The sequence below is a fragment of the Achromobacter colocynthidis genome, from assembly GCF_057334535.1.
Window position 1 is genome coordinate 534,836 of the sequence record NZ_JBHFIZ010000037.1, and the last position, 23,302, is coordinate 558,137.

Annotated in this window: 21 protein-coding genes; 12 read left to right on the forward strand and 9 right to left on the reverse strand. The window is 64.7% G+C overall.

What is annotated here, in order from left to right:
- Window positions 1-254: TetR family transcriptional regulator (locus ACE04A_RS22190; protein WP_485820529.1), on the reverse strand; the 254-nt coding region annotated here is incomplete at its 3' end.
- Window positions 255-465: 211 nt separating this feature from the next.
- Here ACE04A_RS22190 and ACE04A_RS22195 point away from each other — a divergent pair.
- Complete coding sequence (locus tag ACE04A_RS22195) at window positions 466-2,052, forward strand: BCCT family transporter (protein WP_485820530.1); 1,587 nt, start codon at window positions 466-468, stop codon at window positions 2,050-2,052.
- 3 nt (window positions 2,053-2,055) lie between these two features.
- Here ACE04A_RS22195 and lolB read toward each other — a convergent pair whose 3' ends face one another.
- Together lolB and ACE04A_RS22205 are read right to left on the reverse strand one after the other, a co-directional pair.
- Window positions 2,056-2,646, reverse strand: a complete 591-nt coding sequence (lolB, locus tag ACE04A_RS22200; protein ID WP_259250262.1) for a lipoprotein insertase outer membrane protein LolB — start codon at window positions 2,644-2,646, stop codon at window positions 2,056-2,058.
- Between the two features lie 11 nt (window positions 2,647-2,657).
- Entirely contained in the window at window positions 2,658-4,544 is a 1,887-nt protein-coding gene (locus ACE04A_RS22205; protein WP_259250264.1) for a tetratricopeptide repeat protein, read from the reverse strand.
- Between ACE04A_RS22205 and mutM the strand changes: the two genes are divergently transcribed.
- The 4 genes from mutM to ACE04A_RS22225 all read left to right on the forward strand — a co-directional run bounded on the left by mutM (window position 4,543) and on the right by ACE04A_RS22225 (window position 8,503).
- A complete protein-coding gene (mutM, locus tag ACE04A_RS22210; protein ID WP_448716440.1) occupies window positions 4,543-5,370 on the forward strand; it encodes a bifunctional DNA-formamidopyrimidine glycosylase/DNA-(apurinic or apyrimidinic site) lyase in 828 nt (275 codons plus the stop codon). The genes ACE04A_RS22205 and mutM overlap by 2 nt on opposite strands.
- A 137-nt stretch (window positions 5,371-5,507) precedes the next feature.
- Window positions 5,508-6,461: an MBL fold metallo-hydrolase gene (locus ACE04A_RS22215; RefSeq protein WP_100854456.1), complete on the forward strand. Its 954-nt coding sequence runs from the start codon at window positions 5,508-5,510 to the stop codon at window positions 6,459-6,461.
- Window positions 6,462-6,588: 127 nt separating this feature from the next.
- Window positions 6,589-8,268: an FAD-dependent oxidoreductase gene (locus ACE04A_RS22220; RefSeq protein WP_279995774.1), complete on the forward strand. Its 1,680-nt coding sequence runs from the start codon at window positions 6,589-6,591 to the stop codon at window positions 8,266-8,268.
- 19 nt (window positions 8,269-8,287) lie between these two features.
- Window positions 8,288-8,503, forward strand: coding sequence for a DUF2783 domain-containing protein (locus ACE04A_RS22225; RefSeq protein WP_167400973.1), 216 nt, complete (start codon window positions 8,288-8,290; stop codon window positions 8,501-8,503).
- A 190-nt stretch (window positions 8,504-8,693) separates the two neighbouring features.
- Here ACE04A_RS22225 and ACE04A_RS22230 read toward each other — a convergent pair whose 3' ends face one another.
- Window positions 8,694-9,602 (reverse strand): LysR family transcriptional regulator, encoded by a 909-nt coding sequence (locus ACE04A_RS22230; RefSeq protein WP_279995773.1) that lies wholly within the window; start codon window positions 9,600-9,602, stop codon window positions 8,694-8,696.
- A 159-nt stretch (window positions 9,603-9,761) separates the two neighbouring features.
- On the opposite strand from ACE04A_RS22230, the gene hmgA reads away from it, so the two are divergent.
- Window positions 9,762-11,060 (forward strand): homogentisate 1,2-dioxygenase, encoded by a 1,299-nt coding sequence (hmgA, locus tag ACE04A_RS22235; RefSeq protein ID WP_448716443.1) that lies wholly within the window; start codon window positions 9,762-9,764, stop codon window positions 11,058-11,060.
- A 151-nt stretch (window positions 11,061-11,211) separates the two neighbouring features.
- Window positions 11,212-12,531 (forward strand): fumarylacetoacetase, encoded by a 1,320-nt coding sequence (gene fahA / locus ACE04A_RS22240; protein WP_485820531.1) that lies wholly within the window; start codon window positions 11,212-11,214, stop codon window positions 12,529-12,531.
- A gap of 254 nt (window positions 12,532-12,785) precedes the next feature.
- Here the strand turns inward: fahA and ACE04A_RS22245 are convergent, their stop codons facing one another.
- Window positions 12,786-14,681, reverse strand: coding sequence for an LTA synthase family protein (locus ACE04A_RS22245; RefSeq protein ID WP_448716445.1), 1,896 nt, complete (start codon window positions 14,679-14,681; stop codon window positions 12,786-12,788).
- A 214-nt stretch (window positions 14,682-14,895) separates the two neighbouring features.
- A complete protein-coding gene (locus ACE04A_RS22250) occupies window positions 14,896-15,624 on the reverse strand; it encodes a FadR/GntR family transcriptional regulator (protein ID WP_448716446.1) in 729 nt (242 codons plus the stop codon).
- A gap of 127 nt (window positions 15,625-15,751) precedes the next feature.
- On the opposite strand from ACE04A_RS22250, the gene ACE04A_RS22255 reads away from it, so the two are divergent.
- From ACE04A_RS22255 to ACE04A_RS22275, 5 genes are all read left to right on the forward strand, one after another.
- Window positions 15,752-16,600 carry an NAD-dependent epimerase/dehydratase family protein gene (locus tag ACE04A_RS22255; protein WP_448716447.1) on the forward strand — a complete coding sequence of 283 codons (849 nt, stop codon included), beginning with the start codon at window positions 15,752-15,754 and terminating at the stop codon, window positions 16,598-16,600.
- 8 nt (window positions 16,601-16,608) lie between these two features.
- On the forward strand, window positions 16,609-17,487 hold the full coding sequence (locus tag ACE04A_RS22260) for an SMP-30/gluconolactonase/LRE family protein (protein ID WP_485820532.1): 879 nt from the start codon (window positions 16,609-16,611) through the stop codon (window positions 17,485-17,487).
- A 111-nt stretch (window positions 17,488-17,598) separates the two neighbouring features.
- A complete protein-coding gene (locus tag ACE04A_RS22265) occupies window positions 17,599-18,576 on the forward strand; it encodes a TRAP transporter substrate-binding protein (RefSeq protein WP_448716450.1) in 978 nt (325 codons plus the stop codon).
- Window positions 18,577-18,583: 7 nt separating this feature from the next.
- Window positions 18,584-19,147, forward strand: a complete 564-nt coding sequence (locus tag ACE04A_RS22270; RefSeq protein WP_448716451.1) for a TRAP transporter small permease — start codon at window positions 18,584-18,586, stop codon at window positions 19,145-19,147.
- Window positions 19,138-20,421 (forward strand): TRAP transporter large permease, encoded by a 1,284-nt coding sequence (locus ACE04A_RS22275; protein ID WP_259250286.1) that lies wholly within the window; start codon window positions 19,138-19,140, stop codon window positions 20,419-20,421. The genes ACE04A_RS22270 and ACE04A_RS22275 overlap by 10 nt, the downstream gene beginning before the upstream one ends.
- Here ACE04A_RS22275 and ACE04A_RS22280 read toward each other — a convergent pair.
- From ACE04A_RS22280 to ACE04A_RS22290, 3 genes are all read right to left on the reverse strand, one after another.
- Entirely contained in the window at window positions 20,373-21,164 is a 792-nt protein-coding gene (locus ACE04A_RS22280; protein WP_448716452.1) for a phosphatase PAP2 family protein, read from the reverse strand. The two genes, ACE04A_RS22275 and ACE04A_RS22280, sit on opposite strands and share 49 nt — an antisense overlap.
- A 68-nt stretch (window positions 21,165-21,232) precedes the next feature.
- Window positions 21,233-22,582, reverse strand: a complete 1,350-nt coding sequence (locus tag ACE04A_RS22285; RefSeq protein ID WP_279995765.1) for a sensor histidine kinase — start codon at window positions 22,580-22,582, stop codon at window positions 21,233-21,235.
- Window positions 22,579-23,292 carry a response regulator transcription factor gene (locus ACE04A_RS22290; RefSeq protein ID WP_279995764.1) on the reverse strand — a complete coding sequence of 238 codons (714 nt, stop codon included), beginning with the start codon at window positions 23,290-23,292 and terminating at the stop codon, window positions 22,579-22,581. The genes ACE04A_RS22285 and ACE04A_RS22290 overlap by 4 nt, the downstream gene beginning before the upstream one ends.
- Window positions 23,293-23,302 lie beyond the last annotated feature (10 nt).

Here is a 23,302-nt window from a genome sequence, read left to right on the forward strand (position 1 = left end):
CCCCGCGGCGTGGCCTTGGCCTCCCGCCGCGCACGCGACACCGAATCGCGAAGGTTGCGCAGCAATTCCCGCATGGTGGCTTCCAGCAGGCCGTCCTTGTCGCCGAAGTAATGGCTAATGATGCCGGTGGACAACTTCGCGGCGCGGGCAATGTGGGCGATGGAGCTTTCCGCCAGGCCGACCTGGTCGATGGATTCAAGCGTGGCTTGTATGAGTTGATTGCAGCGGATGGGCTGCATTCCGACTTTTGGCATGGTGCGCGCGGTTCCTGGGCTGGCGAGGGCGGGGAGCGAAAGGGGCGAAAGAACCGCCCCTGGGGTTGCCCCCGCCGAGTGCGGTCGAGTCTAATTTATATTGATTGATCATTCAATATAAAAACAGTAAGGTGCCGCAGACACCAGCAGGCAAGCAGCGGAAGGCAAATACAGAAGCACCACGGCAGTATCACCACACGGGGAGACAGCGGTGCAGCAAGATCGGAAAACCACGGCGCTGGCATCGGGGGCCGCGCCGCCCTGGCGCGCCTGGCTGGCGCACACCAACCCCATCGTTTTCCTCTGTGCGTCCGGCGCCGTGCTGCTTATCGGCGCCCTGCTCATCGTGCGGCCCGGCGCGTCGCAAGCCTGGCTTGAAGCCGCCCAGTTATTGGTGGCGGCGCATTTCGGCTGGTATTACATGCTGGCCATGGCGGTCAGCGTGGGCTTTGCGCTGTGGTTGGCACTATCGCGCCATGGCGCGCTGCGCCTGGGCGATGACGACGAGTCGCCGGAATTCACTTACCTGTCCTGGGTATCGATGCTGTTCTCATCCGGCATCGGCATTGCGCTGGTGTACTACGGCGTCTACGAGCCGCTGGACCACTTCCTGATGCCGCCCACCGGCGCGGGCGGCACCCAGGAAGCCGCGCGCAATGCCTTGACCCTGACCTTTCTGCACTGGGGCATCCACGGCTGGACGCTATACGCCCTGACCGCCACCGCACTCGCCTACTTCGCGTATCGCCACAAGCAGCCCCTGGCGCTGCGCTCGCCCTTGCAGGGGCTATCCGGCAAGCCGCTGCCCAAAGGCGTGGGCCACGCGGTCGACGGTTTTGGCGTGCTGGCCACCATCGTGTCCATGGTGACCAACCTGGGGCTGGGCGCGTTGCTGCTGCATGCGGGGCTGACGTATCTGTGGGGCGGGCCGAACACGGCCGCTGTCCAGGTGCCCCTCGTGATCATCATGATGGTGGTGGCCACGGGCGCGGCGGCGCTGGGCATCAAGCGCGGCATCGCCATCCTGTCCAACGTCAATACCGGCCTGATGTGCCTGTTGCTGCTGTTCGTTTTCCTGGCCGGCCCCACCCGCCTGCTGCTGGACGGCCTAGTGCAGAACCTGGGCGATTACCTGAACGCATTCCTGGGAAAAAGCTTCGACCTGTACCTGTACGACCGCAAAGCCGTGCGCTGGACCAGTTCGTGGACCATCTTCTATTGGGCGTGGTGGATAGGCTGGGCGCCCTTCGTCGGCATGTTCATCGCCCGCATTTCGCGTGGCCGCCGGATCCGCGAACTGATCTTCGGCGTGATGCTGGTGCCCTTGGGCTTCACGCTGGCCTGGCTGTCCATCTTTGGCAATACCGCCATCAACCTGGTGCTGAACGACGGCGCGGCCGGCCTGGGCCGGATGGCCATGGCGGACCCGCCAATGGCGTTCTACACGTTGATGGAATACCTGCCGATGACCCAGCTTGTGGCCGGCGTGGGCGTGGTGATGTCATTCATGCTGTTCCTGACCCCGGTCGATTCCGGCACGCTGATGATCGCCAACCTGTCGGCCCGCAACGCGGACGCGGGCCACGACGCGCCCATCTGGTTGCGAGTCTTCTGGGCGGCGCTGACAACGATGTTGGGGGTCGGGCTGTTGCTGGCAGGCAATTTCAATGCAATGCAGACCGCGGTGGTGCTGTGCGGCCTGCCTTTTTCCGTGATCTTGCTGTGCTACATGGTCAGCTTGTACAAGGCGCTGGTTCGAGACAACCCCGAACCCAGCCGCCTGCCCGCCACGCGTTGATGTTCAGGGTTGGTTGACCACCAGACGCACCATGATGCGGCGGCCCGGCTCTTGGCGCTGAAGCACAAGCATCTGCGGGCCCAGGGTGTCATAGCGCGACAGGTTTGCCCGCCAGCCGCCTTGCTCGAACGTCGTGGGCCGGCCAAGCTCATCGCGGGCGACGTCCGATGCTTCCGGTTCAGCCGGCAGCCTGCCGCGCAGCCAGTCACGCAAGCCAGACACGGGCATGCTGCTGCCCAACGCTTCTTCGGCCAGGGCGTCGGGGTTGTCCGCCTGCAGGCGGGTGCCGTCGGCCTTGGTCAAGCTGGCCGCGCCGGGGCGCCCTTCCACGCGCGCTTCGGTTGAGCCCAGCGGGTTGGTCAGGTCCAGCACATAGCGCTGGCCGTCGTCCGACCAGGAAAAGCCGCCCTGCACGGCATTCTGCTTGCCGCCTTCCTCGTTGACCGTAATGGCAAAACGGCCGATGCGTGAAAATGCGTCGGCGCTGGCGCCTTCAATGGGTTTGGGCGTGGTGGTGCAGGCGGCAAGCGCCGCCGCCAGCATTGTCACCAACGCCAGGCGCAGCCAGCCGGAGGAACCGGCCAAGCTTCGCATCGCAAACATCGTCACAGGTTGACTCCCAAGCGCTTGACCACGTCCTGCACGGTCTTGTTCTTGGGGTCTTTCATCAGCGCGGCGCGCAGCAGTTCCGTTGCCTGATCGCGCTTGCCCTGGCTCCACAGCACTTCGGCCAGGTGAGCGGCGATGTCGGCTTCCGGACGCACGCTGTAGGCGCGGCGCAGGTATTCCGCCGCGGACTCGGATTCGCCCATGCGGTACTTGACCCAACCCATGCTGTCCAGAATGAACGGATCGTTGGGCGACAGTTCAAGCGCCTGGGTGATCAGGTCCAGCGCTTCGGGCAGGCGCTTGTTGTGGTCAGCCAGCGTATAGCCCAACGCGTTGTAGGCGTGGGCATGGTCAGGGTCCAGCGCGATGACCTGGCGCAGCTTGCGTTCCAGCTCGTCCAGCCGGTTCTGGCGCTCGTACAGCATCGCCAGTTCGTACTTGATTTCAACGGTGTCGGGCAGGGCTTCGTCGGCGGCTTCCAGCGTGCTGATCGCCTGGGGCACGCGGTTGGCGTCGCGCAGGATCTGCGCCTTCGTCAACACGCCCAGCGTGCGTTCCTCTTCGTCTTGCGGGCCGGCCGCGTCAATCATGGCCAGCGCGTCGTCGACGCGGCCACTCTTGGCGCGCAGCGCCGCCTGGCGCATGCGCACGGAATAGCGCAGCGTCGGGTCGTCGATGCGACCCAGTTCGTTGATGGCTTCGTCGTAATTGCCCTGGTCTTCGGCAATGCGCGACAGCAGCACATGCGCATCGGCGGCGGCCGCGCCGGCGTCGGTCGCGCCCGGCACCGTGGCGCGCTGGCGCTGGTGCTGCACGTCCAGATATTGCTGAAGCAGGTTTTTGGCCTGCGGCAGTTGGCCGGCCTTGTAGGCCAGTTGCGCCTGCATGAAGAGCAGATCGAAGTCTTCCGGCGACCGGCGCGACATGGCTTGCAGTTCGGCCAACGCCCCGTTGTAGTCGCCGCTGTCGGCCAACTGGCCGGCCAGCATCAGACGAACCTTGCGGGCGCCGGGATTGCGGTTGATATAGGCACGGGCGTCGGCCTGGGCGCGCTGCGGGTCCACCCTGAACCCGTATTCCAGCACGCGCTGGGCGGCCGGTTCGGATTTGGGATCGGCGGCGAGCGCCGCGCGGGATTCTTGCGCGGCGCGTTCGTAATCGCCCGCGGCGGACGCCACGTCGGCCAAGGCCAGATGAGCGGCGGGCAGCTTGCGCACGCTGTCGCTCAAGGATTCGTCAAGAATGCGCAGCGCCAGGCGGCGGTCGTTCAGGCGGCTGAGCACGGCCAGCGCCTGGCCGATGGCGGCCGGCTTGTCGCGCGAAGCGTCGATGCGGTTGCGCAGCGCCTGGGCCAGGCCCTTGGTCTGCCCATTGGCGGCGGCAAGCGCCAGCTCGGTGGAACTGGCTTCGACATCGTTGGGAGACAGGCGCGCCCAGACTCGGGCCGCTTCCAGCGCGCCGGGCAGGTTGCCGCCCGCCAACTGGAATTCCAATCCGCGCCGCGCCAGGCGCGGGTCGCCGGTGTCGCGGGCCAAGCCCACCATGGTGGTCGCCGCTGTGCCGTACATGCCACGCTGGGCGGCGATCTCTGACGCGAGGACGCGATAGAAGATGTCGCCGGTCAGCGAAACGTAGGGCAGTTGGCCCGGCCGCAGACGGATCACTTCGGTTTCAGGCTGACGGTTCTGCGGGGCCATGCGTGGCCCGGTTGCATCTCGCGTCCGGCTGTCGGCCGCCTGGGCCGGCAGCGAAAAACCTGTTGCCAGCGCAAGCGCCAACACGGCGATCCCGATATTCATTTGTTTAAAAGACGACTTCACGCGGCCCGTCCGGTTGATGGCACAATCTTCGTACACGCAATTGATGATCTTACACTGGCTCATGCCGGAACTGCCTGAAGTCGAAACTACGCGCCGAGGAATCGACGCCGTCATCACCGGCCGGACGCTCAAGCGCCTGGTCATCCACGAACCCCGCATGCGCTGGCCGATTCCCTCGGACCTGCCGGCGCTGATCGGTGGCCGCGCCGTATTGGAATGCGCCCGCCGGGGCAAATATCTGCTGCTGCGGTTCGAGCACGGCACGCAGATTGTGCATCTAGGTATGTCGGGCTCATTGCGCAGCGTGGCGCCGGGGGAATTCCTGCGCAAGCACGATCATGTCGAATGGATTTTCGACGACGCCGTGCTGCGCCTGCATGACCCCAGGCGCTTCGGGGCGGTGCTGTGGCATGCCGATGCTGACGGCCCCATCGATGCTCACCCCTTGCTGGCCAAGCTGGGCATAGAACCCTTCGATCCGCGCTTTGACGGCGCCTGGCTGCATCGCCACTTCAAAAACCACGGCGCCGCCATCAAGCAGGTGCTGCTGGCGGGCATGGCGGTGGTGGGCGTGGGCAATATCTACGCATCCGAAAGCCTGTTCCGCGCGCGCATCAACCCCAAGACCCCCGCCAATAAACTGTCGCCGACGCGTTGCGAACGGCTGGCCGACATGGTGCGCGCCACCCTGGCCGACGCGCTGACTTCCGGCGGCAGCACGCTGCGGGACTATGTCGGCGCCACGGGCGAACCCGGGGCGTACTTCGAGATCCATGCCGCCGTCTATGAGCGCGAAGGCCTGCCGTGCCGGGTTTGCGAGACCCCCATCCGGCGCTTCGTCCAAGGGCAGCGTGCCACTTATTACTGCCCGAAATGCCAGCGGAACTAGGCGCAACATCCTGAAATTACTGGGGAAATCCCTGTAAAAGCGGCACCATTTGTTTATAGCGAACGTGTTGCACAAACACTAACGCCACGCTATATTCCTTCCACACACCTATTCCTATAACAGTGGAAGGAGCCTCCATGAGCAAGCAATTCGCCTCGCACGCCGATATGGACGACAAGGTCGTCTCGTTCGAAAAACTGTCCGACAACGCCTATGCCTACACGGCCGAAGGCGACCCCAACACGGGCGTGATCATCGGTGACGAGGCCGTCATGGTGATCGACACCCAAGCCACCCCGGTCATGGCGCAAGACGTCATCCGCCGCATCCGCGAAGTGACGGACAAGCCCATCAAGTACATCCTGCTGTCGCACTACCACGCCGTGCGCGTGTTTGGTGCTTCCGCCTACAACGCCCAGGAAATCCTGGCCAGCCGCGACACCTACGACCTGATCGTCGAGCGCGGCGAGCAGGACAAGGCCAGCGAAATCGGCCGCTTCCCCCGCCTGTTCCGCAACGCCGAATCGATTCCGCCGGGCCTGGTCTGGCCGACGATGACGTTCAAGGGCGAAATGACCGTCAACCTGGGCAACCTGGAAGTCAAGCTGCTGCAAGTGGGCCGTGGCCACACCAAGGGCGACACCATCGCCTGGCTACCCGAGCAGAAAATCCTGTTCGCGGGCGACCTGGTCGAATACCAGTCCACCCCGTACTGCGGCGACGCCTACTTCCGCGACTGGCCCAGCACGCTGGACGCGCTGTCGGGCTTTGAAGCCGAAAAGATGGTGCCCGGACGTGGCCCCGCCTTGAAAGACGCCACCGAAGTGCGCCAAGGCCTGGCCGGTACCCGCGCTTTCCTGACCGATCTGTACGGCGCCGTGAACCGCGGCGTGGCCGAAGGCAAGGACCTGAAGACGATCTACCGCGAGGTCTACGACTTCATGAAGCCGCGCTACAGCGACTGGGTCATCTTCGACCACTGCATGCCGTTTGACGTGTCGCGCGCCTTTGACGAGGCCTCGGGCCACACGCATCCGCGCATCTGGACCGACAAGCGCGATCTGGAAATGTGGGCGCAGCTGGAAGGCTGACCCCGCTGGGCCGCTGGGGCTACTGCCCTGCGGCCAAGTGACTGAATATGCAAGAACCGAACCGCGCGTCGCCAGACGGCGCGCGGCTTCGCACATAAAAACAAAATGACCCACACAGGAGACAGCCGTGGGAGACATCGACTTTCAGGCGATGGAGTTCGCCTATGAAAAACACGCCGACCAAAGCGCCCAGGGCGCGGCGCGGCATCAGGTCGTGGTGGTGGGCGCCGGCCCGGTCGGCCTGACCACCGCGCTGGACCTTGCCCGCCAAGGCGTGCGCGTGGTGGTGCTGGACGACGATTACCGCTTGTCCACCGGTTCACGCGCCATCTGCTTTTCCAAGCGCACACTGGAAATCTGGGACCGCCTGGGCGTCGGCCAACGCATGATCGACAAAGGCGTGTCGTGGAACGTGGGCAAGGTGTTCTTCCGTGAACAGGAAGTGTGGCGCTTTGACCTGCTGCCCGAACCCGGCCACCGCCGCCCCGCCTTCATCAACCTGCAGCAGTACTACGCCGAGGGCTATCTGTACGAGCAGGCGCGCCAGGAACCCAATATCGACCTGCGCTGGAAAAACAAGGTCGCGGGCGTGGCGCAGACCGATGCCGGCGTAGACCTCACCATCGAAACACCCGAAGGCCCCTACACGCTGCACGCCGACTGGCTCGTTGCCTGCGACGGCGCGCGCTCGCCGGTGCGCAAGCTGATCGGCCAGGAAAGCCATGGCCGCATATTCCGCGACCGCTTCCTGATTGCCGACGTGAAGATGAAGGCCGACTTCCCGACCGAGCGCTGGTTCTGGTTCGATCCGCCCTTTCATCCCAACCAGTCCGTGCTGCTGCATCGGCAGCCGGACAACGTCTGGCGCATCGACTTCCAGCTTGGCTGGAACGCCGACCCCGTCGAAGCCGTCAAGCCTGAAAATGTGCTGCCGCGCATCCGCGCGCTGCTGGGCCCCGACGCGCAGTTCGATCTGGAATGGGTCAGCGTCTACACCTTTGCGTGCGAGCGCATGGACAAGTTCCGCCACGGCCGCGTGGTGTTCGCGGGCGACTCCGCACACCGCGTATCGCCGTTTGGTGCGCGTGGCGCCAACAGCGGCGTGCAAGACGCCGAGAACCTGGCCTGGAAACTGAAGCTGGTGCTTGCGGGCCTGGCGCCCGAGACGCTGATCGACAGCTACAGCGCCGAGCGCGAGTACGCGGCCGACGAGAACATCCTGAATTCATCGCGGGCCACGGACTTCATCACGCCCAAGAGCGATATCAGCCGGAGCTTTCGCAACGCCGTATTGAACCTGGCCAAGACGCATGCGTTTGCACGGTCGCTGGTCAACAGCGGCCGCTTGTCGCTGCCGGCCACCTACATCGGGTCGCCGTTGAACACACCGGATGCCGACGCCTTTACCGGCCGCATGGCGCCCGGCGCGGTCGCGCTGGATGCGCCGGTGTCGGTGAATGGCGAAGACGACTGGTGGATGGCGCAACTGGACGGCAGCTTCGTGCTGGCCGTGTTCTGCGGCAACACCCTGCCCGACCGTGACACGCAGTCGGCCTTGCAGGCGCTGCGCATGGCCCCGGTGCCGGTCAAGGCGGTGCTGGTGGTCGATCCGCAATGCGATGTGGCGGGATTGTCGGCGGATCTGCCGGTGGTGGCCGACCGCGAAGGCTGCCTGGCCAAGCGCTACGACGCGCAGCCCGGCACCACCTACCTGATTCGCCCCGACCAGCACATCGCCGCGCGCTGGCGCGCCTTCAATGCCGACGCGGTTGCCGCCGCGGTCAAGCGGGCCACGGGCCACGCCTGATTCCAGAGGTCATCCCATCATGCTGATAACCGACACCAACCTGAGTTCGCCCGACGATTTCTACGAGGCGCTGATCGAAACCCATCGCGACCTGACGAACGAGCAAAGCCACGAGCTGAACGCCGCGCTGATCCTGCTGCTGGCCAACCATCTGGGCGACATGGCCCTGTTGCGCGAAGCATTGCAGCAAGCCCGAGAGTCAGTGGTGGGATGTAGGATGGGTGAAGCGCGATAAAAAATAAAGAAAAACGAAAACATCGAACGCGCGCAACCCATCAAGCAACGGTGAATTCCGGGAAGATTCAGCCATAACGCAAACGCTGCATGATGGGTTACGCGCGTTCCACATCGGGTTTCTTTTTACCGGTCCTTCGCGCTTCACCCATCCTACGACCACCAACATTTATCCCGCGACCATCAAGCATTCACCCCCCCACCCCAAACGTATTCACAATCAACCCGCGCAGCCATTGATTGCCGCTGTCCCGATCAACCCGGCGTTGCCAATACAGGTTCGTCTGTAGCGCGGGCACCCTCACCGGTGGCGTCATGAAACGCAAGCCGAACGGCGGGGCGGCGCTGGCGGCCAGCTTTTCCGGCACAGTGGCCAGCAGATCCGTTGCGCTCACGATATACGGCACGGCCGAAAAGTGCGGCACGCTGAAATGTTCCGCCAGCACCACCCCCGCGCGCTCCATTGACTGATTCACCTGCCCGTAGGGCGCGGCGCGCGACACGATCAAATGGCGCTCCGCGCGAAACGCCTTGATGCCCATGCCGGCATGCGCCGTGGGATGCGCCTGCCGGAACAAGGTTGCGTAGCCCTGGCGAAACAGCATGCGCTGCATCGTGCCCGCGCCCATCTCGTCGAACGCGCCGATCGCCAGGTCGACCCGGCCCGACTCCATCTCGCGCGGCAAGTCCGGCCCCTGCACCCGCACTGAATCAATCCGCACATGTGGCGCCACCTGCACGCACACTTCCATCAAGCGCGGCATGAAGTGGATTTCACCCACGTCCGTCATCGCCACGCGAAAGCGTCGGTTGCTGGTCGTGGCGTCGAACACGTCCTGGTCTTGCAACGCCTGCGTCAGCACGGTCAGCGCTTCGCTGACGGGGCCGGCCAGCCGCTGTGCCCGGGGCGTGGGCAGCATGCCCTGCCCCGTCCGCACGAATAGCTCATCGCCAAAGGCTTCGCGCAGACGACGCAGCGCGTTGCTGACGGCGGGTTGCGTCAGGTCCATGCGGCGCGCCACGGCCGACAGGTTGCGGTCTTCCAGCAAGTGCTGGAACAAGATCAGCAGATTCAAATCGACGTCGCGCAGTTCGGCCATTGCCGCCTCCTACTATTCACAAAATTTATAGTCTGTATTTTTGCATTCCCGTAGCCGTAGTAGTGTTTTTTTCCGACAATGACGCATCGCCGCTGTTTTTACAGACGGCCCCATACCGACCGCGCGGCCACGCACCGCGCCGCCACCCAGGAGGATTCCATGGAACTGCAATATCTGACCGGTTTCGGCAACGACTGTGCCACCGAGGCACTGCCCGGCGCCCTGCCCGTGGGCCGCAATTCGCCCCAGCAATGTCCGTATGGCCTGTATGCCGAACAGCTTTCCGGCACCGCCTTCACCGCCCCGCGTAACGAAAACCGCCGTTCGTGGCTGTACCGCATCCGCCCGGGCGCGCAGCACAAGCCGTTTGAAGCGTTTGACGGCGCTGCGGGCTGGGAAAGCACGTTCGGCCACGGCCCGGTCACGCCGAACCAACTGCGTTGGAACCCGCTGCCGATTCCCGCCGCCCCTACCGACTTCCTGGAAGGCGTGAAGACCTGGGGCGGCAATGGCGGCCCCGACGAACAGGGCGGCGTCGCCATCCACCTGTACGCCGCCAACCGCTCGATGCAGGGTCGCTACTTCTACAACGCTGACGGTGAACTGCTGCTGGTGCCGCAACAAGGCCGGCTGCGCCTGGCCACCGAACTGGGCTTGATTGATCTCGAGCCCTTGGAAATTGCCGTGATTCCGCGCGGCGTGCGCTTTCGCGTCGAACTGCTGGACGGCGAAGCGCGCGGCTACATGCTGGAGAACTTCGGCGCGGCGCTGCGCCTGCCCGAACTGGGTCCCATCGGATCAAACTGCCTGGCCAACGCCCGCGACTTCAAGACGCCGGTGGCCTGGTACGAAGACGTCGACGGCGACTTTGAATTGATCGCGAAGTTCACCGGCGGCTTCTGGCGCGCGTCCATCGACCATTCGCCGCTGGACGTCGTGGCCTGGCACGGCACGCACGCGCCCTACAAGTACGACCTGCGCCACTTCAACACCATCGGCTCGATCAGCTTCGACCATCCGGACCCGTCGATCTTCACCGTGCTGACCGCGCCTTCGGACACCCCGGGCACGGCCAACATGGACTTCGCGATTTTCCCGCCGCGCATCCTGGCCATGGAAGACACCTTCCGTCCGCCCTGGTTCCACCGCAACGTCGCCAGCGAATTCATGGGCCTGATCCAGGGCGTGTACGACGCCAAGGCCGATGGCTTCGCGCCCGGCGGCGCCAGCCTGCACAATTGCATGAGCGGCCACGGCCCCGACGCCGAGACGTTCGAAAAGGCCTCGCACGCCGACACGCACAGCGCCCACTACATCCGCGATACGATGGCGTTCATGTTTGAAACGCGCCGGGTGATCCGTCCGACCGCGCAGGCGCTGGCTTCCAAAGACCTGCAAGGCGATTACTACCGGTGCTGGCAGGGCATCGTGAAGCACTTCGATCCCAACAAGGCGTGACGGCGGTTCCTCGCTGACCCACGTTCACGGCGATGCGCGCAAACGCATCGCCGTTTGGCGTTCGACATTTGGCGTTCAATGTTTAGCGCACACAATTTGGCATTCCTGCGGCTAGCCGCCCCCAACACACACATTAACGAGACACGCAGCCATGACCACCTCGATAAACGAAACCCACGACCCGTCCTTGAAAAGCTGGATTGCCAGCGCCAACACCGGCACGTCGGACTTCCCGGTGCAAAACCTGCCCTACGGCGCTTTCCGCCGCAAAGGCTCGAACGAATCGTTTCGCCCCGGCGTGGCCATTGGTGACCAGATCCTGGACCTGGCCGCACTGGCGGCGGCTAAGCCGTTTGAAGGCCAGGCCGCCGAAGCCTTGGCCGCTTGCGCCAGCGACAGCCTGAATGCGTTGATGGCCTTGGGCCAGGCCCACTGGAGCGCCCTGCGCCTGGCCTTGTCGCGCGCGCTGCGCGAAGGCGCCGCGTTGCGCAACGTGGTCGAGCCGCTGCTGGTTGCGCAAGCCGACGCTGAGCACACCACGCCCGCGCGTATCGGCGACTACACCGACTTCTACATCTCGGTGCACCACGCCACCGCCATTGGCAAACAGTTCCGCCCGGACAACCCCCTGCTGCCGAACTACAAGTGGGTGCCCATCGGCTACCACGGCCGTGCGTCCAGCATCGGCGTGGACCAGAAGTTTCCGCGCCCCGTGGGCCAGACCCGTCCCGCCAACGAAGGCGACGCGCCGCAGTTCGGCCCGTGCGCCCGCTTGGATTACGAATTGGAACTGGGCATCTTCGTGGGCACCGGCAACGCCCAGGGCGATCGCATCAACCTGGCCGACGCCGACGGCCACGTGTTTGGCCTGTGCATCCTGAACGACTGGTCGGCACGCGACATCCAGGCCTGGGAATACCAGCCGCTGGGACCTTTCCTGTCGAAGAACTTTGCGTCGACGATCTCGCCGTGGATCGTGACCATGGAAGCGCTGGAGCCGTTCCGCACGCAGTACAACCGCGGCCCGTCCGAACCGCAGCCGATGCCGTACCTGGCGTCCGACGCGAACCGCGCCAAGGGCGCCTACGACGTGCAACTGGAAGTGCTGATGACCACCGCGCAGTCGCGCGATGCCAAGCAGCCGCCGGTGACCCTGTCGCGCAGCAACTTCCGCGACGCTTACTGGAACGTGGCGCAACTGATTGCGCACCACACGGTGAACGGCTGCAACCTGCAACCGGGCGACATGCTGGGCACGGGCACGCTGTCCGGCCCGCAGCCCTCGGAAGCGGGCTCCTTGCTGGAATTGAGCAATGGCGGCAAAACCCCGATTGATCTGCCCTGGGGCGAAAAGCGCACGTTCCTGCAAGATGGCGACCAGATCATCATGCGCGCCGCATGCGAGAAAGCGGGCTACCCGAAAATCGGTTTCGGCGAATCCTCCGGCGTAGTGCTACCCACCAAACTGTAGGATGGGTGAAGCGCGGCAAATCGTTGGAGGATGGGTGAAGCGCGCTAAATCGTAGGATGGGTGGAGCGCGGCAAGCCTGGGAGAAGAACCCCGGCATTCGCCGCGCGCAACCCATCATGACTGCGTAAAGGATAGATTTTTCGCTTGCCGGGGTGATGGGTTACGTGCGATCGGAAATGGAGTTCTTGGGTATAAGGTTCTCGCACTTCACCCATCCTACGTGACCACGACTTCATCACGGCGCTAGAAACCCATCACGGCAACCGATACTTTTCTTCCCGATACGCCCAGCTTGCCCACAGCGCATGCGCCAGCGCTTCTTCCGTCAACGCCGGGTCTGCCGGCTGCACGGGTGCATACGTTTCATTTTTCCCGACCGGCGCTGCTTCATATCGGAATTCGCGGGGTTCCTTCGCGGGTTCCAGCACCAGCAGCTTGTCGCCTTGCAAATACCCGAAGTTGTCCGCGTACTGCATCATCGCGCGGTTCGGGTCGCGTTGCGTCAGGTCGGCGCCCAGCATCGGGTTCACGTTATCCAGGCCGATCAGCGACAGCAGCGTCGGCGCCATGTCGATCTGGCTCACCAAGCGCTCGTCCTGTCGCGGGGTAATGCCAGCCCCCAGGAACAGCGCGGGGATCTGGAAGTGGCGCACCGGTACGGGTATGGACCCATACACACGCGAATCGTGATCCGCGATCACCAGGAACACGGTGTTGTTCCAGTAAGGCGCCTGCTTTGCCTTGTCGAAAAACTGCCCCAACGCCCAATCGGCGTAGCGCACCGTGTTGTCCACGGTGGCGGGGTCGCCCACCGGCTTGATGCGGCCTTCCGGGTATTCCCACGGCGAATGGTTCGACACGGAAAACGCCAGCGTGAAGACCGGCTTGTCGCCGTCGGCGCGCAGCAGGCGGTCAACCTGATTGAACATGTCTTCGTCGGACGCGCCCCATGAGCCTTCGAACACCGGGTTCACGAACTTGGGCCGGTCGATCACTTCGTCAAAGCCGTTGCCCAGGAAGAACGCGCGCATATTGTCGAAGTGCGACTCGCCGCCATACACGAAGCGCGAGTGGTAGCCATGCTTGCCCAGCACCTGCGCCAGGGTGAAAAAGCCGGTCTGCGAGCGCGGCAGCTTGACCACCGCGTCGGCCACGCTGGGCAGGAACCCCGCCGTCACCGCTTCAATACCGCGCACCGAGCGCGTGCCGGTGGCATAAGCGCGGTGGAACATCCAGCCGTCCTTCGACAAGCGGTCGATGTTCGGCGTGAGGTCGCGTCCACCCAAGCTGCCCACGTACTGCGCGCCCAGGCTTTCCTGCAGGATGATCACCACGTTCAACGGCTTGTCGCGCCGCACGGTGGCCTTCTGTTCGTGCAGGCTGGGGTAGCGCGCATCCAGCGGCGCGCCGGTCAGGCCCGCCTTTTCGCGGACGATGGCGTTCATGCGGTCCACCGGCATCTTCGGATACATCGCCGCTGACGAGCGCTCATCGCGCATGCGATAGGCCGCATCGAACACGCTGTACAGCGAGTTCAGCGCCAGCGCATTGACCATGGAGTCAGAACTGAAGGCCACCTTGGCCGGATTGATGGGGCGATGTTCCAGCGTGCCGCGCGCGCCCAGCACCACCAGCGCCAAGATCACGAAAGACGCAATCGGCCGTTTCCACCAGGCCATGAACTCATCACGCGACCGCGTCGGAAACAGTTTGAACGCCAGCCAGGCCGCCACCACCAGCACCACGAACGCGGCCAGCAGCACGCCCTTGTAGCCCTGCCACAGCATCGATCCCACTTCCTTGGGATTGAGCAGATAGATGAAGTACAGCCGGTTCGGCCGCGTGTCGTATTCGGCGATGAATTGCGGCGTGGACACTTCCAGCAGCACATACAGCATCCACCACATGCGGAACCACCACGCCGTGATGCGCGCGGCCAAGGGCCGATGCCCGAACCAGGGCGAGAACACCGCCGGCAGCGCGATCACCATGGACAAGAGGCAGACGTCGATGCGCAGCCCGCCCAGCAGCAGCGGCCACAAGCCGCCGGCCGCTTGCACGCGGTCCCACATCCAGAAAGCCAGCCCCAGCCGCGACAGCGTCAGCAGCACCAGGACGGCGAGGATGAATCGTAGTGTCAGGCGACGCATGCGGCGGCCCTCCGCAAGCGGTGAAGCGCGATTGCCGCTACTGATAAAAGAATGCCGCTGTCCATGCCAAGCAAAACCATGCCGCCTCGTCGTTCGAAAATGAAACCGGGCAAAGATTAACGCGGTTTCTCATTCGACGCGGCGCGATCGCAGTGACTCAAACGTTGTACGACATCGTATTTCAATAACACGCAAGCCAAGACGGCCGGTCGGGTTATTGCGCGCGGCGCAGCCGTTCGCGGCTGTTGCTCAGGTGCGTGCGCATGGCAGCGCGCGCGGCTTCGGCGTCCTGGCGCATGATCGCGTTGTAGATGTCTTCGTGTTCCAGATTCACGCGCGCCAGATAGGCCGCGCGATCTTCGTGCGCGAACTTGGCGGAATTGATGCGGGTACGCGGAATGATCGCCGACCCCAGGTGCGACATCAGGTCCGCGAAATAGCGGTTGTCGGTGGACTGCGCCACCAACAGATGAAACTGGAAGTCGGGCGTGATGGTGTCGCCGCCCACGTCCAATGCGCTTTTGAACAGGTCCAGCGCGCGTCGCATTTCCTGCAACTGCACCTCGCTGCGCCGAATGGCGGCCAAGCCCGCGGCCTCGCTTTCCAGGCAGATACGCAGCTCAAGCAGCACCAGCACGTCGCGCACCGTGGCGATGTCGGCGGGGTCCACGCGGAAGTCGACACTGCCGCTGGGTTCCAGCGCATAGGTGCCCACGCCGTGATGCGTTTCGACCAGGCCCGATGCCTGCAAGCGCGACAGCGCCTCGCGCACGACGGTTCGGCTGACGCCAAACTGACGCATGATCTCGGACTCGGTGGGTAGCTTGTCGCCAGGGCGGATTTCGCCGCTGCGGATGCGTTCGGAGATGCTCTCGACCAAGCCTTGAGCCAAGTTCCGGGGACGACGCTGCGGCAAGACGGGAGTAGCGACTGGAGCGTTCATCAGGGTTAATCCGAAAATGAGTACAAAAGCTTGACGCTGAAATTTGGGGCTAATTATACTTTGCGCACGTTGTACGACAACGTACCAGATACGTTCCCACTCCGCACCTTTCACCGAGCGTTGCGACATGAGCAGAACCGTCAACCCGCCGCCAGCGCCCCCCCGCTGCCAGCGTCTACTACTGACCGGCGCCGCCGGCGGCCTGGGACAAGTGCTGCGTCCCCGACTCAAAGCCCACGCCAACGTACTGCGTGTTTCCGACGTGGCGCCCTTGGCGCCCGCGGATGCAGGCGAAGAAGCCGTGCCATGCGATCTGGCCGACGCCGCCGCCGTGTCATCGCTGGTGCAGGGCGTGGACGCCATCGTGCACCTGGGCGGCGTGTCGGTCGAACGCCCATTCGAAGACATCCTGCCCGCCAACATACAGGGCGTCTACAACCTCTACGAGGCCGCCCGTGTGCATGGTGTGCGGCGCGTGGTGTTCGCCAGCTCCAACCACGTCATCGGCTTTTACGAACAGGGCCAGCAATTGGATGCCGACGTGCCATTGCGCCCCGACGGCTACTACGGCCTGTCCAAAGCCTACGGCGAACACCTGTCGCGCTTTTACTTCGACCGCTATGGCATCGAAACCGTGTGCCTGCGCATCGGCTCGTCGTTTCCGGAAGCGAAGGATCGCCGCATGCTGGTCACCTGGCTCAGCTATGACGATCTGACCGACCTGGTCACGCGCGCGCTGTTCACCCCCGACGTCGGGCACCTGATCGTCTATGGCGCGTCCGCCAACCGCGATAGCTGGTGGCGCGACGACGCCGCGAAGGTGCTGGGCTTTGTGCCCAAGGATTCTTCAGAGCGCTTTCGCGCGCAAGTGGAAGCGCAGCCGCCGCTGCCCGCCGATGACCCCGCCGCTCGTTACCAGGGTGGCGCGTTCGTCAAGGCAGGGCCCTTTCCCTTTCCCGCCAACACCTCCAAGTAGGCGCCGCCATGCCCACAACCGTCGAACGCGTTGGAGACATGTTGTGCGGCGTCGGAGAAAGCCCGGTATGGCGCGCCAGCGACCAGACGTTCACCTGGACCGACATCCCGAATAAAACGCTGTGGCGCTGGTCGCCCGCCAGTGGCGAATTCGCGCTCTGGTCACTGCCCCAAATGGCCGGCTGCATCGCCATGCGCGGCGCGGGCTGGTTGCTGGCGATGGAGGACGGCGTGTACGCATGCGACGCGCTGCTGCCTGACACGCCGTGCCAGCCTCGCCTGCTGGCCGGCGTCACGCACGCGGCTGCCGACATGCGCTTCAACGACGGCCGCTGCGACCGCCAAGGCCGCTTCCTGGCGGGCACCATGGTGAAGGACATGGGCCGGGCACAGGCGGCCGGCCGCCTGTATCGCTTTGATGCCGACGGCCTGGCGGTGCTGCTGGACGATCTGATCGTGCCCAACGGCCTGGCCTTCAGCCCGGATGGCAAGACGATGTACCTGTCCGATTCCCACCCGTCGCGCGCCATGGTCTGGGCGTTTGATTACGACGTGGACAGCGGCACACCGCACAATCGCCGCCCCTTCATCCCTGCCCTGCCCGCCGGCCGCCCCGATGGCGCTGCCGTTGACGCCGACGGCGGCTACTGGATCTGCGGCAACGACGCGGGCCGCGTCTATCGCTACACCCCCGATGGGCGGCTGGACCAGACCTACGTCGTTCCCGCCCGCAAGGTCGCCATGTGCGCCTTCGGCGGCGCGGGCATGGACACGCTTTTCATCACGTCGATACGCCCCGCCGACGCCGCCCCCGGCGCCTTGGACGGCGCGTTGTTTGTCCTGCGTCCCGGCGCGCGGGGCCTGGAGGAAACCGCCAGCGCCGGTTAGCACCCGACCGGGGTGGCATTGCCGCGCCCCACGCAACGTAGGTCTGTACACGAAGAGCTTCGAGGCCGTCCTGGCCCATAACGAAACGCCGTACTCCAACCGGAGGTAGACATGCTGCGCCCCACCCTGACCCGCGCCATTTTGGCGGCGGTTGCCTTGCTGACGCTGGTCCCCCTTGCCAACGCGGCCGAGCTGCGATCCGCCGACATCCATCCCGACGACTATCCCACCGTGCAAGCCGTGCGCCAGTTCGGCGAACTGGTCAAGCAACGCACCAACGGCCGCATCACCGTCAAGGTCTACGCCGGTGGCTCGCTGGGCAACGAAGACGATTCGATCGAACAGGTAAAACTGGGCGCCCTGGCCATGGCGCGCGTGTCCAGCGCCGCCATGCACAACATCTGCCAGACCACGCGGGTGCCGTCGCTGCCGTTCCTGTTCCGCTCGAAAGAACATCTGCACAAGGTGCTGGATAGCGAGATCGGCGACCAGATCCTGCGCTCTTGCGAGGCTGCCGGCTTTGTTGGCCTGGCCTGGTACGACAGCGGTTCCCGGTCCATGTACACGCGCAACAAGCCCGTCAAAGCGCTGGCCGACGCCAAGGGCATGAAGATTCGCGTGCAGCAGTCGGACCTGTCCGTCGCCATGGGCGAGGCCATGGGCGGCAACGCCACGCCCATGCCCATGGGCGAGGTCTATACGTCGTTGAAGACCGGGCTGGTGGACGCGGCCGAAAACAACTTCCCCAGCTACGAAAGCGCGCATCACTACGAAGTTGCCAAGTTCTACTCCATGACCGAGCACACCATGACGCCGGAGATCCTGATTTTCTCCAAGCGCCAATGGGACAAGCTTGCCCCCGAGGATCAAAAGATCCTGCGCGAGGCCGCACGCGAATCAGTGCCGTTCATGCGCAAGCTGTGGGACGAGCGTGAACAGAAGTCGCGCGCCGTGGTCGAGAAGGCGGGCTCGGAGATCGTGGCGGTGGACAAGGCGTCGTTCCAGGGCGCGATGAAGCCGGTGTACGACCGCTTCGTGACCACGCCCGAAATGAAAGACCTGGTCGCGAAGATCCAGGCTGTTCAGTGAGGGCGCCATGTTGGCCACATCCACGAATGACACCCACGTAAAGGGAGAAGGCCGGGCGCAAGCCCTGGCCGGCCCGCTGGACGCCTACACGCGCGGCTGCGCCATGCTGGCGCGGGCCTGCATGTGGACCAGCGTGTTCGGGCTGGTCTGCCTGATCATCGCGGTCAGCTTGCAGATCTTCGGCCGCCACGTGCTCAACAGCACGCCAACCTGGGCCGAAAGCCTGTCGTTGCTGCTGGTGCTGTACGTCACCATGCTGGGCGCGGCCGTGGGCGTGCGCGACGCGGGGCATATCGGCTTCGAGTCCCTGCTGGACGCGCTGCCGGCGCGCGGACAACGGCACCTGCGCATCGTCATCCACCTGCTGGTGCTGCTGTTCGGCGTGTTGATGGCCTGGAACTGCGGCGTGCTGGCGGAATCGGTGCACGCCTACAAGATTCCCAACCTGGGTATCTCGAACGCCTGGAAGTACATCCCCGCAACCCTGTCGGGCACCTTGATCGCGCTCTTTTCGCTGGAGCACATCATCGCCATCCTGCGCAACCATAGGGTGGTACCAGCATGGCGCTGACACTGCTTTCGTTTACGTTCATGGGCTTCCTGGTGATCGGCGTGCCGGTGGCCTTTGCCATCGGCTTGTCGTCCCTCACCGCGATCATGGTCGAGGACCTGCCGCTGGCGGTGGCGTTCCAGCAGATGACCTCGGGCATGAATGCGTTTTCGTTCCTGGCCATTCCCTTCTTCATCTTCACGGGCGAACTGATGCTGTATGGCGGCATCGCCGAGCGCATCGTGAATTTCGCGAAGTCGCTGGTGGGCCACGTGCGCGGCGGGTTGGGCATGTCCAACGTGGTGGCCTGCACGCTGTTCGGCGGTGTGTCCGGTTCGCCGGTGGCGGACGTGTCGGCCATGGGCTCGGTGATGATTCCGATGATGAAGCGCGAGGGCTATCACGCGGACTACGCCGTGAACGTCACCACGCACGCAGCGCTGGTGGGCGCGCTGATGCCGACCAGCCACAACATCATCATCTACACCTTGGCGGCGGGCGGCAAAGTGTCCATTGCCGCGTTGATCGCGGCCGGCGTGGTGCCGGCGCTGATCCTGACGCTGTGCAACCTGGCCGCCGCGTATTTCGTGGCGCGCAGCCGAGGCTATCCGGCGGGCACCTTCCCCGGTTGGCGCATCGTGGCGCGTTCGCTGGCGGCGGCCGCGCCGGGCCTGTTCGTGGTGGTGCTGATCATCACCGGGATTCTCAGCGGCGTGTTCACGGCAACGGAATCGGCGGCGGTGGCCGTGCTGTATGCACTGGCGCTGACGATATTCGTCTACCGCTCGCTGACCTGGGACCAGTTCGTGCGCGCCGCCAGCAAGGCGGTCAAGACGACGGGCGTGGTGTTGCTGCTGATCGGCATTTCGGCCACCTTCGGCTATCTGATCAGCTTCTACGGCGTGGCCGAGAAAACGGGCCAACTGATGGCCTCGATCTCGACCAGCCCGTGGGCCATCTTCCTGATGGTGAACATCATCCTGTTCGTGCTGGGCACCTTTCTGGACATGGCCGCCACCATCCTCATCTGCACGCCGATCTTCCTGCCGATCTGCATGCAGTATGGAATGGGCCCGGTGCAGTTCGGCATCGTGATTCTGCTGAACTGCGCGCTGGGATTGAACACGCCACCCGTGGGCACCACCCAGTTCGTGGGGTGCGCCATCGGCGGGGTATCGGTGGGGACGGTGATGCGCACGATATGGCCGTTCTACGGGGCGCTGCTGGCCGCGCTGGCGCTGGTGACTTACGTGCCGGCGTTTTCTCTGTGGCTGCCTGGCGTGCTGCTTAACTGAGCGGACGTCGACGGGGATGGGCCGTTCGCACCGGCCCGCCCCACGATGACCGGAATAAAACACAGTGCTGCAAGAAACCACAGCAACGTGGCAGACCACAGCGTCTGGCTCAGGAAATGCGCGCCTTGCAGGATGCGCACCACCGAAAACAGGACCCCAGCCGACATACCCACCGCCAGACCCCACCAGCGCCACGACGGCCGGTTCAGCGCCCAGCCGGCAAAGTAAAGCGTCAGCATCGAATAGCCCGCGCCCGCGTGCCCGCTCGGCAAGGCTCCCCCGGCTTGTGCGCGCACCCAGGTCCACCAGTGCTTCGGGTAGGGTGTATAGCCCCCCAGCGTGGCCAGGTCGTAAGGGCGCGGCAAGGTCGTGTAGTGCTTGATCTGATTCACCAACAACTGCCCGACAAGGCAGGTCGCTGCCAACGCCAATGCCGGCCCACGCCACCTGCGCCATGACGGCACACGGAAACTGGCCGCCACCACGCCCGCCGCGCCCAAGGCCACGCCGATGGGCAGCACCAGCACGAGGCGATGGCCCAGCAATTCCAGCAAGCGGTTCGCGCGCAAGGGAAAGTCGTCCAGCGCCGGGTTGAACAGCGCCTGCGCGATGCGCAGGTCCAGACCCGACGCATTGGCCCACCATGAGACGGCAGCCAACGCCACGGTCACGCCAATGAGTTGGCTGCATGAATACCAGGCAAGCGTGGGCGCGCGCGCCGCGGGCAACAAAGGGGATGGCATGGGAAACGTCGACGACGAGCGGTTCGGGAGCAAGCGCAGAGATTAGCCGGCCGAAGGTCGAAAATTCGTCAAATCCGCGTCGCCGCGTTTGGCTCCGCCGCGACGGAATAGGCGTCAAAGCGCAACAGGAACCGCGTCCCCCGCGACGCGGGTTCTTGAGAAGACTCCACCGTCAGCAGCCAGCCCTGCATGTCGCAAACGCGCTTGGCGATCGCCAGGCCCAGGCCGCGCGCCGCCTCGTGCTGTTCGGCAGCGCCCGAATCGCGCATGCGGCCGCTGTAGTAACGGCGGAACAGAAACGGCAGGTCGTCCGCCGCAATGCCCTTGCCGTCGTCGCGCAACTCAAGCACGCCGGGCGCGTGAAACTTCACGGTAAGCGTGGCCGGGGCGGCGTGCTCGACCGCATTGCGCACCAGGTTGCGCAGCACGGTCAAGAGCGCGTAGCGGTCCAGGGTCAGTACATGGCCCGGGCCGATCTGATTGTCGAAGCGCAGATCCGCCTGCCCGGCCTGGGCTTCATAGCCACGCCAGGCATCATCCATGCAGACGCCGATATCCACCGGCGCGGGGGGCAACAACTGGTCGCGCGCCATCGCGCGCGCGCTCTCCAGGCAAACGATCACATCGTCCACGTTGTCCACCACGCGCGTCAGGCGCTGGTGCTGGTCGGGCGTCAAGGATTGAGTCAGCAGCATCAATTCGCTGTCGGAACGGATGGCGGCCAGCGGTGTGCGGATTTCGTGGCTGAGGTTGCCCGCAAACTCGCGTTCACGCGCGATGGACCGATCCACCTGGTTCTGCACACGGTTGAAGGCTTCGATCAGGCGGCCGGCCTCGTCGTCGCGGATGACGGCCAGGTCAGGCGCCCCCGGAGCCCAGGTTGCCAGCCGGTCGGTCAAGTCCAGCAAGGGCCCCACCGCCACCGCCGCCACGCGCCGCGACAAGGCGTAGGCGCCCAACACGCAGATGGCGCCCACGCCCAGCACGATCAGGCCAAAGTCGTGGACCCGCTCTTCGTTATCGGTGGCGTCGTACAGCAAATACACCTTGCCGCGGCCCGTATCGGCCACCATGACGTGCCAGGTGTACGCGCCCGGCTCGATCAGGTGCAGGCCGTTGTCCAGCCCCAGGACCTCGTCGGGAATGCCGGCGGGACGTTGCCCGTCCACACTCATCCACGCGCGCATCGAGCCGCCCAGTTCGCGCACGCCCTGACGCGGCATGAACTCGTCGCTGGCGCGCGCGTGTTGCACCAGCCGATCCATTTCGGTGTTGAGGATGTCGTTGACCAGGTCATCTTCCATCTGGTCAAACGTCAGGTAAGCCAGCAGGGCCAGCGCGGTCACGAACAGCGCCACCGTTCCGGTCAGCGCCCACACGACCCGCTGGGTCAGGGTGCCACCCGCCGCGCGCGTCATGCGGCGGCCCCGTTAAGCGTCAGGCGCCAGCCGGTGCCGTGCAGGGTTTCAATGCCATCGAAACCGGCGTCGGCCAAGGCGCGGCGCAGCAGATGCACCTGGCTGCGCAGTGCGTCGGACGACGGCGGCTCGTTGCCCCACAGCAGCGATTCCAGTTCTTCGCGGGCCACGACTCGGCCCGGATCGCGCATCAGCGCGTCCATGATCAGGCTTGCCTTGCGCGTCAAGTGCACGGGCTGGCCGTTGACCAACACGCCACGGCTGCGCGTGTCGTATTGCAGCGGTCCGAACACACGCACCGCATCCACCGTTGCCCCCTTCGCGCGCTGAATCAGCGCCAGCAGCCGGGCCTCGACTTCGAGCAGGGCAAAGGGCTTGGTCAGGTAGTCGTCGGCACCATGCGAGAAGCCCGTGAGCTTGTCCTCCAGGCTGTCGCGCGCGGTCAGCATCAGCACCGGCACATCCGCACGCATGTCGTTGCGCAGCGCATGCAGCACGGCATTGCCATCCATGCCCGGCAAGCCGATGTCCAGGATCAAGGCATCGAAGCGCTGCGCCTTGACGCTCTCCAGCGCGGCGTGGCCGGTGTAAGCGACGTCGGGCAGGAACCCGCGAACTTCCAGGAAGGAATACAGGTTGCCGGCAATGATGTGATCGTCTTCGACAATCAGCACCCGGTAATTCGCACCCGCCGCGGGGCTGACTGCCATGGTTGACGCT

Excerpts from the sequence above, each read along its gene's own strand:
- lolB (WP_259250262.1), bottom strand. The coding sequence starts at position 2,646 with ATGCGAAGCTTGGCCGGTTCCTCCGGCTGGCTGCGCCTGGCGTTGGTG.
- mutM (WP_448716440.1), top strand. The coding sequence starts at position 4,543 with ATGCCGGAACTGCCTGAAGTCGAAACTACGCGCCGAGGAATCGACGCC.
- ACE04A_RS22205 (WP_259250264.1), bottom strand. The coding sequence starts at position 4,544 with ATGAGCCAGTGTAAGATCATCAATTGCGTGTACGAAGATTGTGCCATC.
- ACE04A_RS22215 (WP_100854456.1), top strand. The coding sequence starts at position 5,508 with ATGAGCAAGCAATTCGCCTCGCACGCCGATATGGACGACAAGGTCGTC.
- ACE04A_RS22225 (WP_167400973.1), top strand. The coding sequence starts at position 8,288 with ATGCTGATAACCGACACCAACCTGAGTTCGCCCGACGATTTCTACGAG.
- ACE04A_RS22230 (WP_279995773.1), bottom strand. The coding sequence starts at position 9,602 with ATGGCCGAACTGCGCGACGTCGATTTGAATCTGCTGATCTTGTTCCAG.
- hmgA (WP_448716443.1), top strand. The coding sequence starts at position 9,762 with ATGGAACTGCAATATCTGACCGGTTTCGGCAACGACTGTGCCACCGAG.
- fahA (WP_485820531.1), top strand. The coding sequence starts at position 11,212 with ATGACCACCTCGATAAACGAAACCCACGACCCGTCCTTGAAAAGCTGG.
- ACE04A_RS22245 (WP_448716445.1), bottom strand. The coding sequence starts at position 14,681 with ATGCGTCGCCTGACACTACGATTCATCCTCGCCGTCCTGGTGCTGCTG.
- ACE04A_RS22250 (WP_448716446.1), bottom strand. The coding sequence starts at position 15,624 with ATGAACGCTCCAGTCGCTACTCCCGTCTTGCCGCAGCGTCGTCCCCGG.
- ACE04A_RS22255 (WP_448716447.1), top strand. The coding sequence starts at position 15,752 with ATGAGCAGAACCGTCAACCCGCCGCCAGCGCCCCCCCGCTGCCAGCGT.
- ACE04A_RS22260 (WP_485820532.1), top strand. The coding sequence starts at position 16,609 with ATGCCCACAACCGTCGAACGCGTTGGAGACATGTTGTGCGGCGTCGGA.
- ACE04A_RS22265 (WP_448716450.1), top strand. The coding sequence starts at position 17,599 with ATGCTGCGCCCCACCCTGACCCGCGCCATTTTGGCGGCGGTTGCCTTG.
- ACE04A_RS22270 (WP_448716451.1), top strand. The coding sequence starts at position 18,584 with ATGTTGGCCACATCCACGAATGACACCCACGTAAAGGGAGAAGGCCGG.
- ACE04A_RS22275 (WP_259250286.1), top strand. The coding sequence starts at position 19,138 with ATGGCGCTGACACTGCTTTCGTTTACGTTCATGGGCTTCCTGGTGATC.
- ACE04A_RS22280 (WP_448716452.1), bottom strand. The coding sequence starts at position 21,164 with ATGCCATCCCCTTTGTTGCCCGCGGCGCGCGCGCCCACGCTTGCCTGG.
- ACE04A_RS22285 (WP_279995765.1), bottom strand. The coding sequence starts at position 22,582 with ATGACGCGCGCGGCGGGTGGCACCCTGACCCAGCGGGTCGTGTGGGCG.
- ACE04A_RS22290 (WP_279995764.1), bottom strand. The coding sequence starts at position 23,292 with ATGGCAGTCAGCCCCGCGGCGGGTGCGAATTACCGGGTGCTGATTGTC.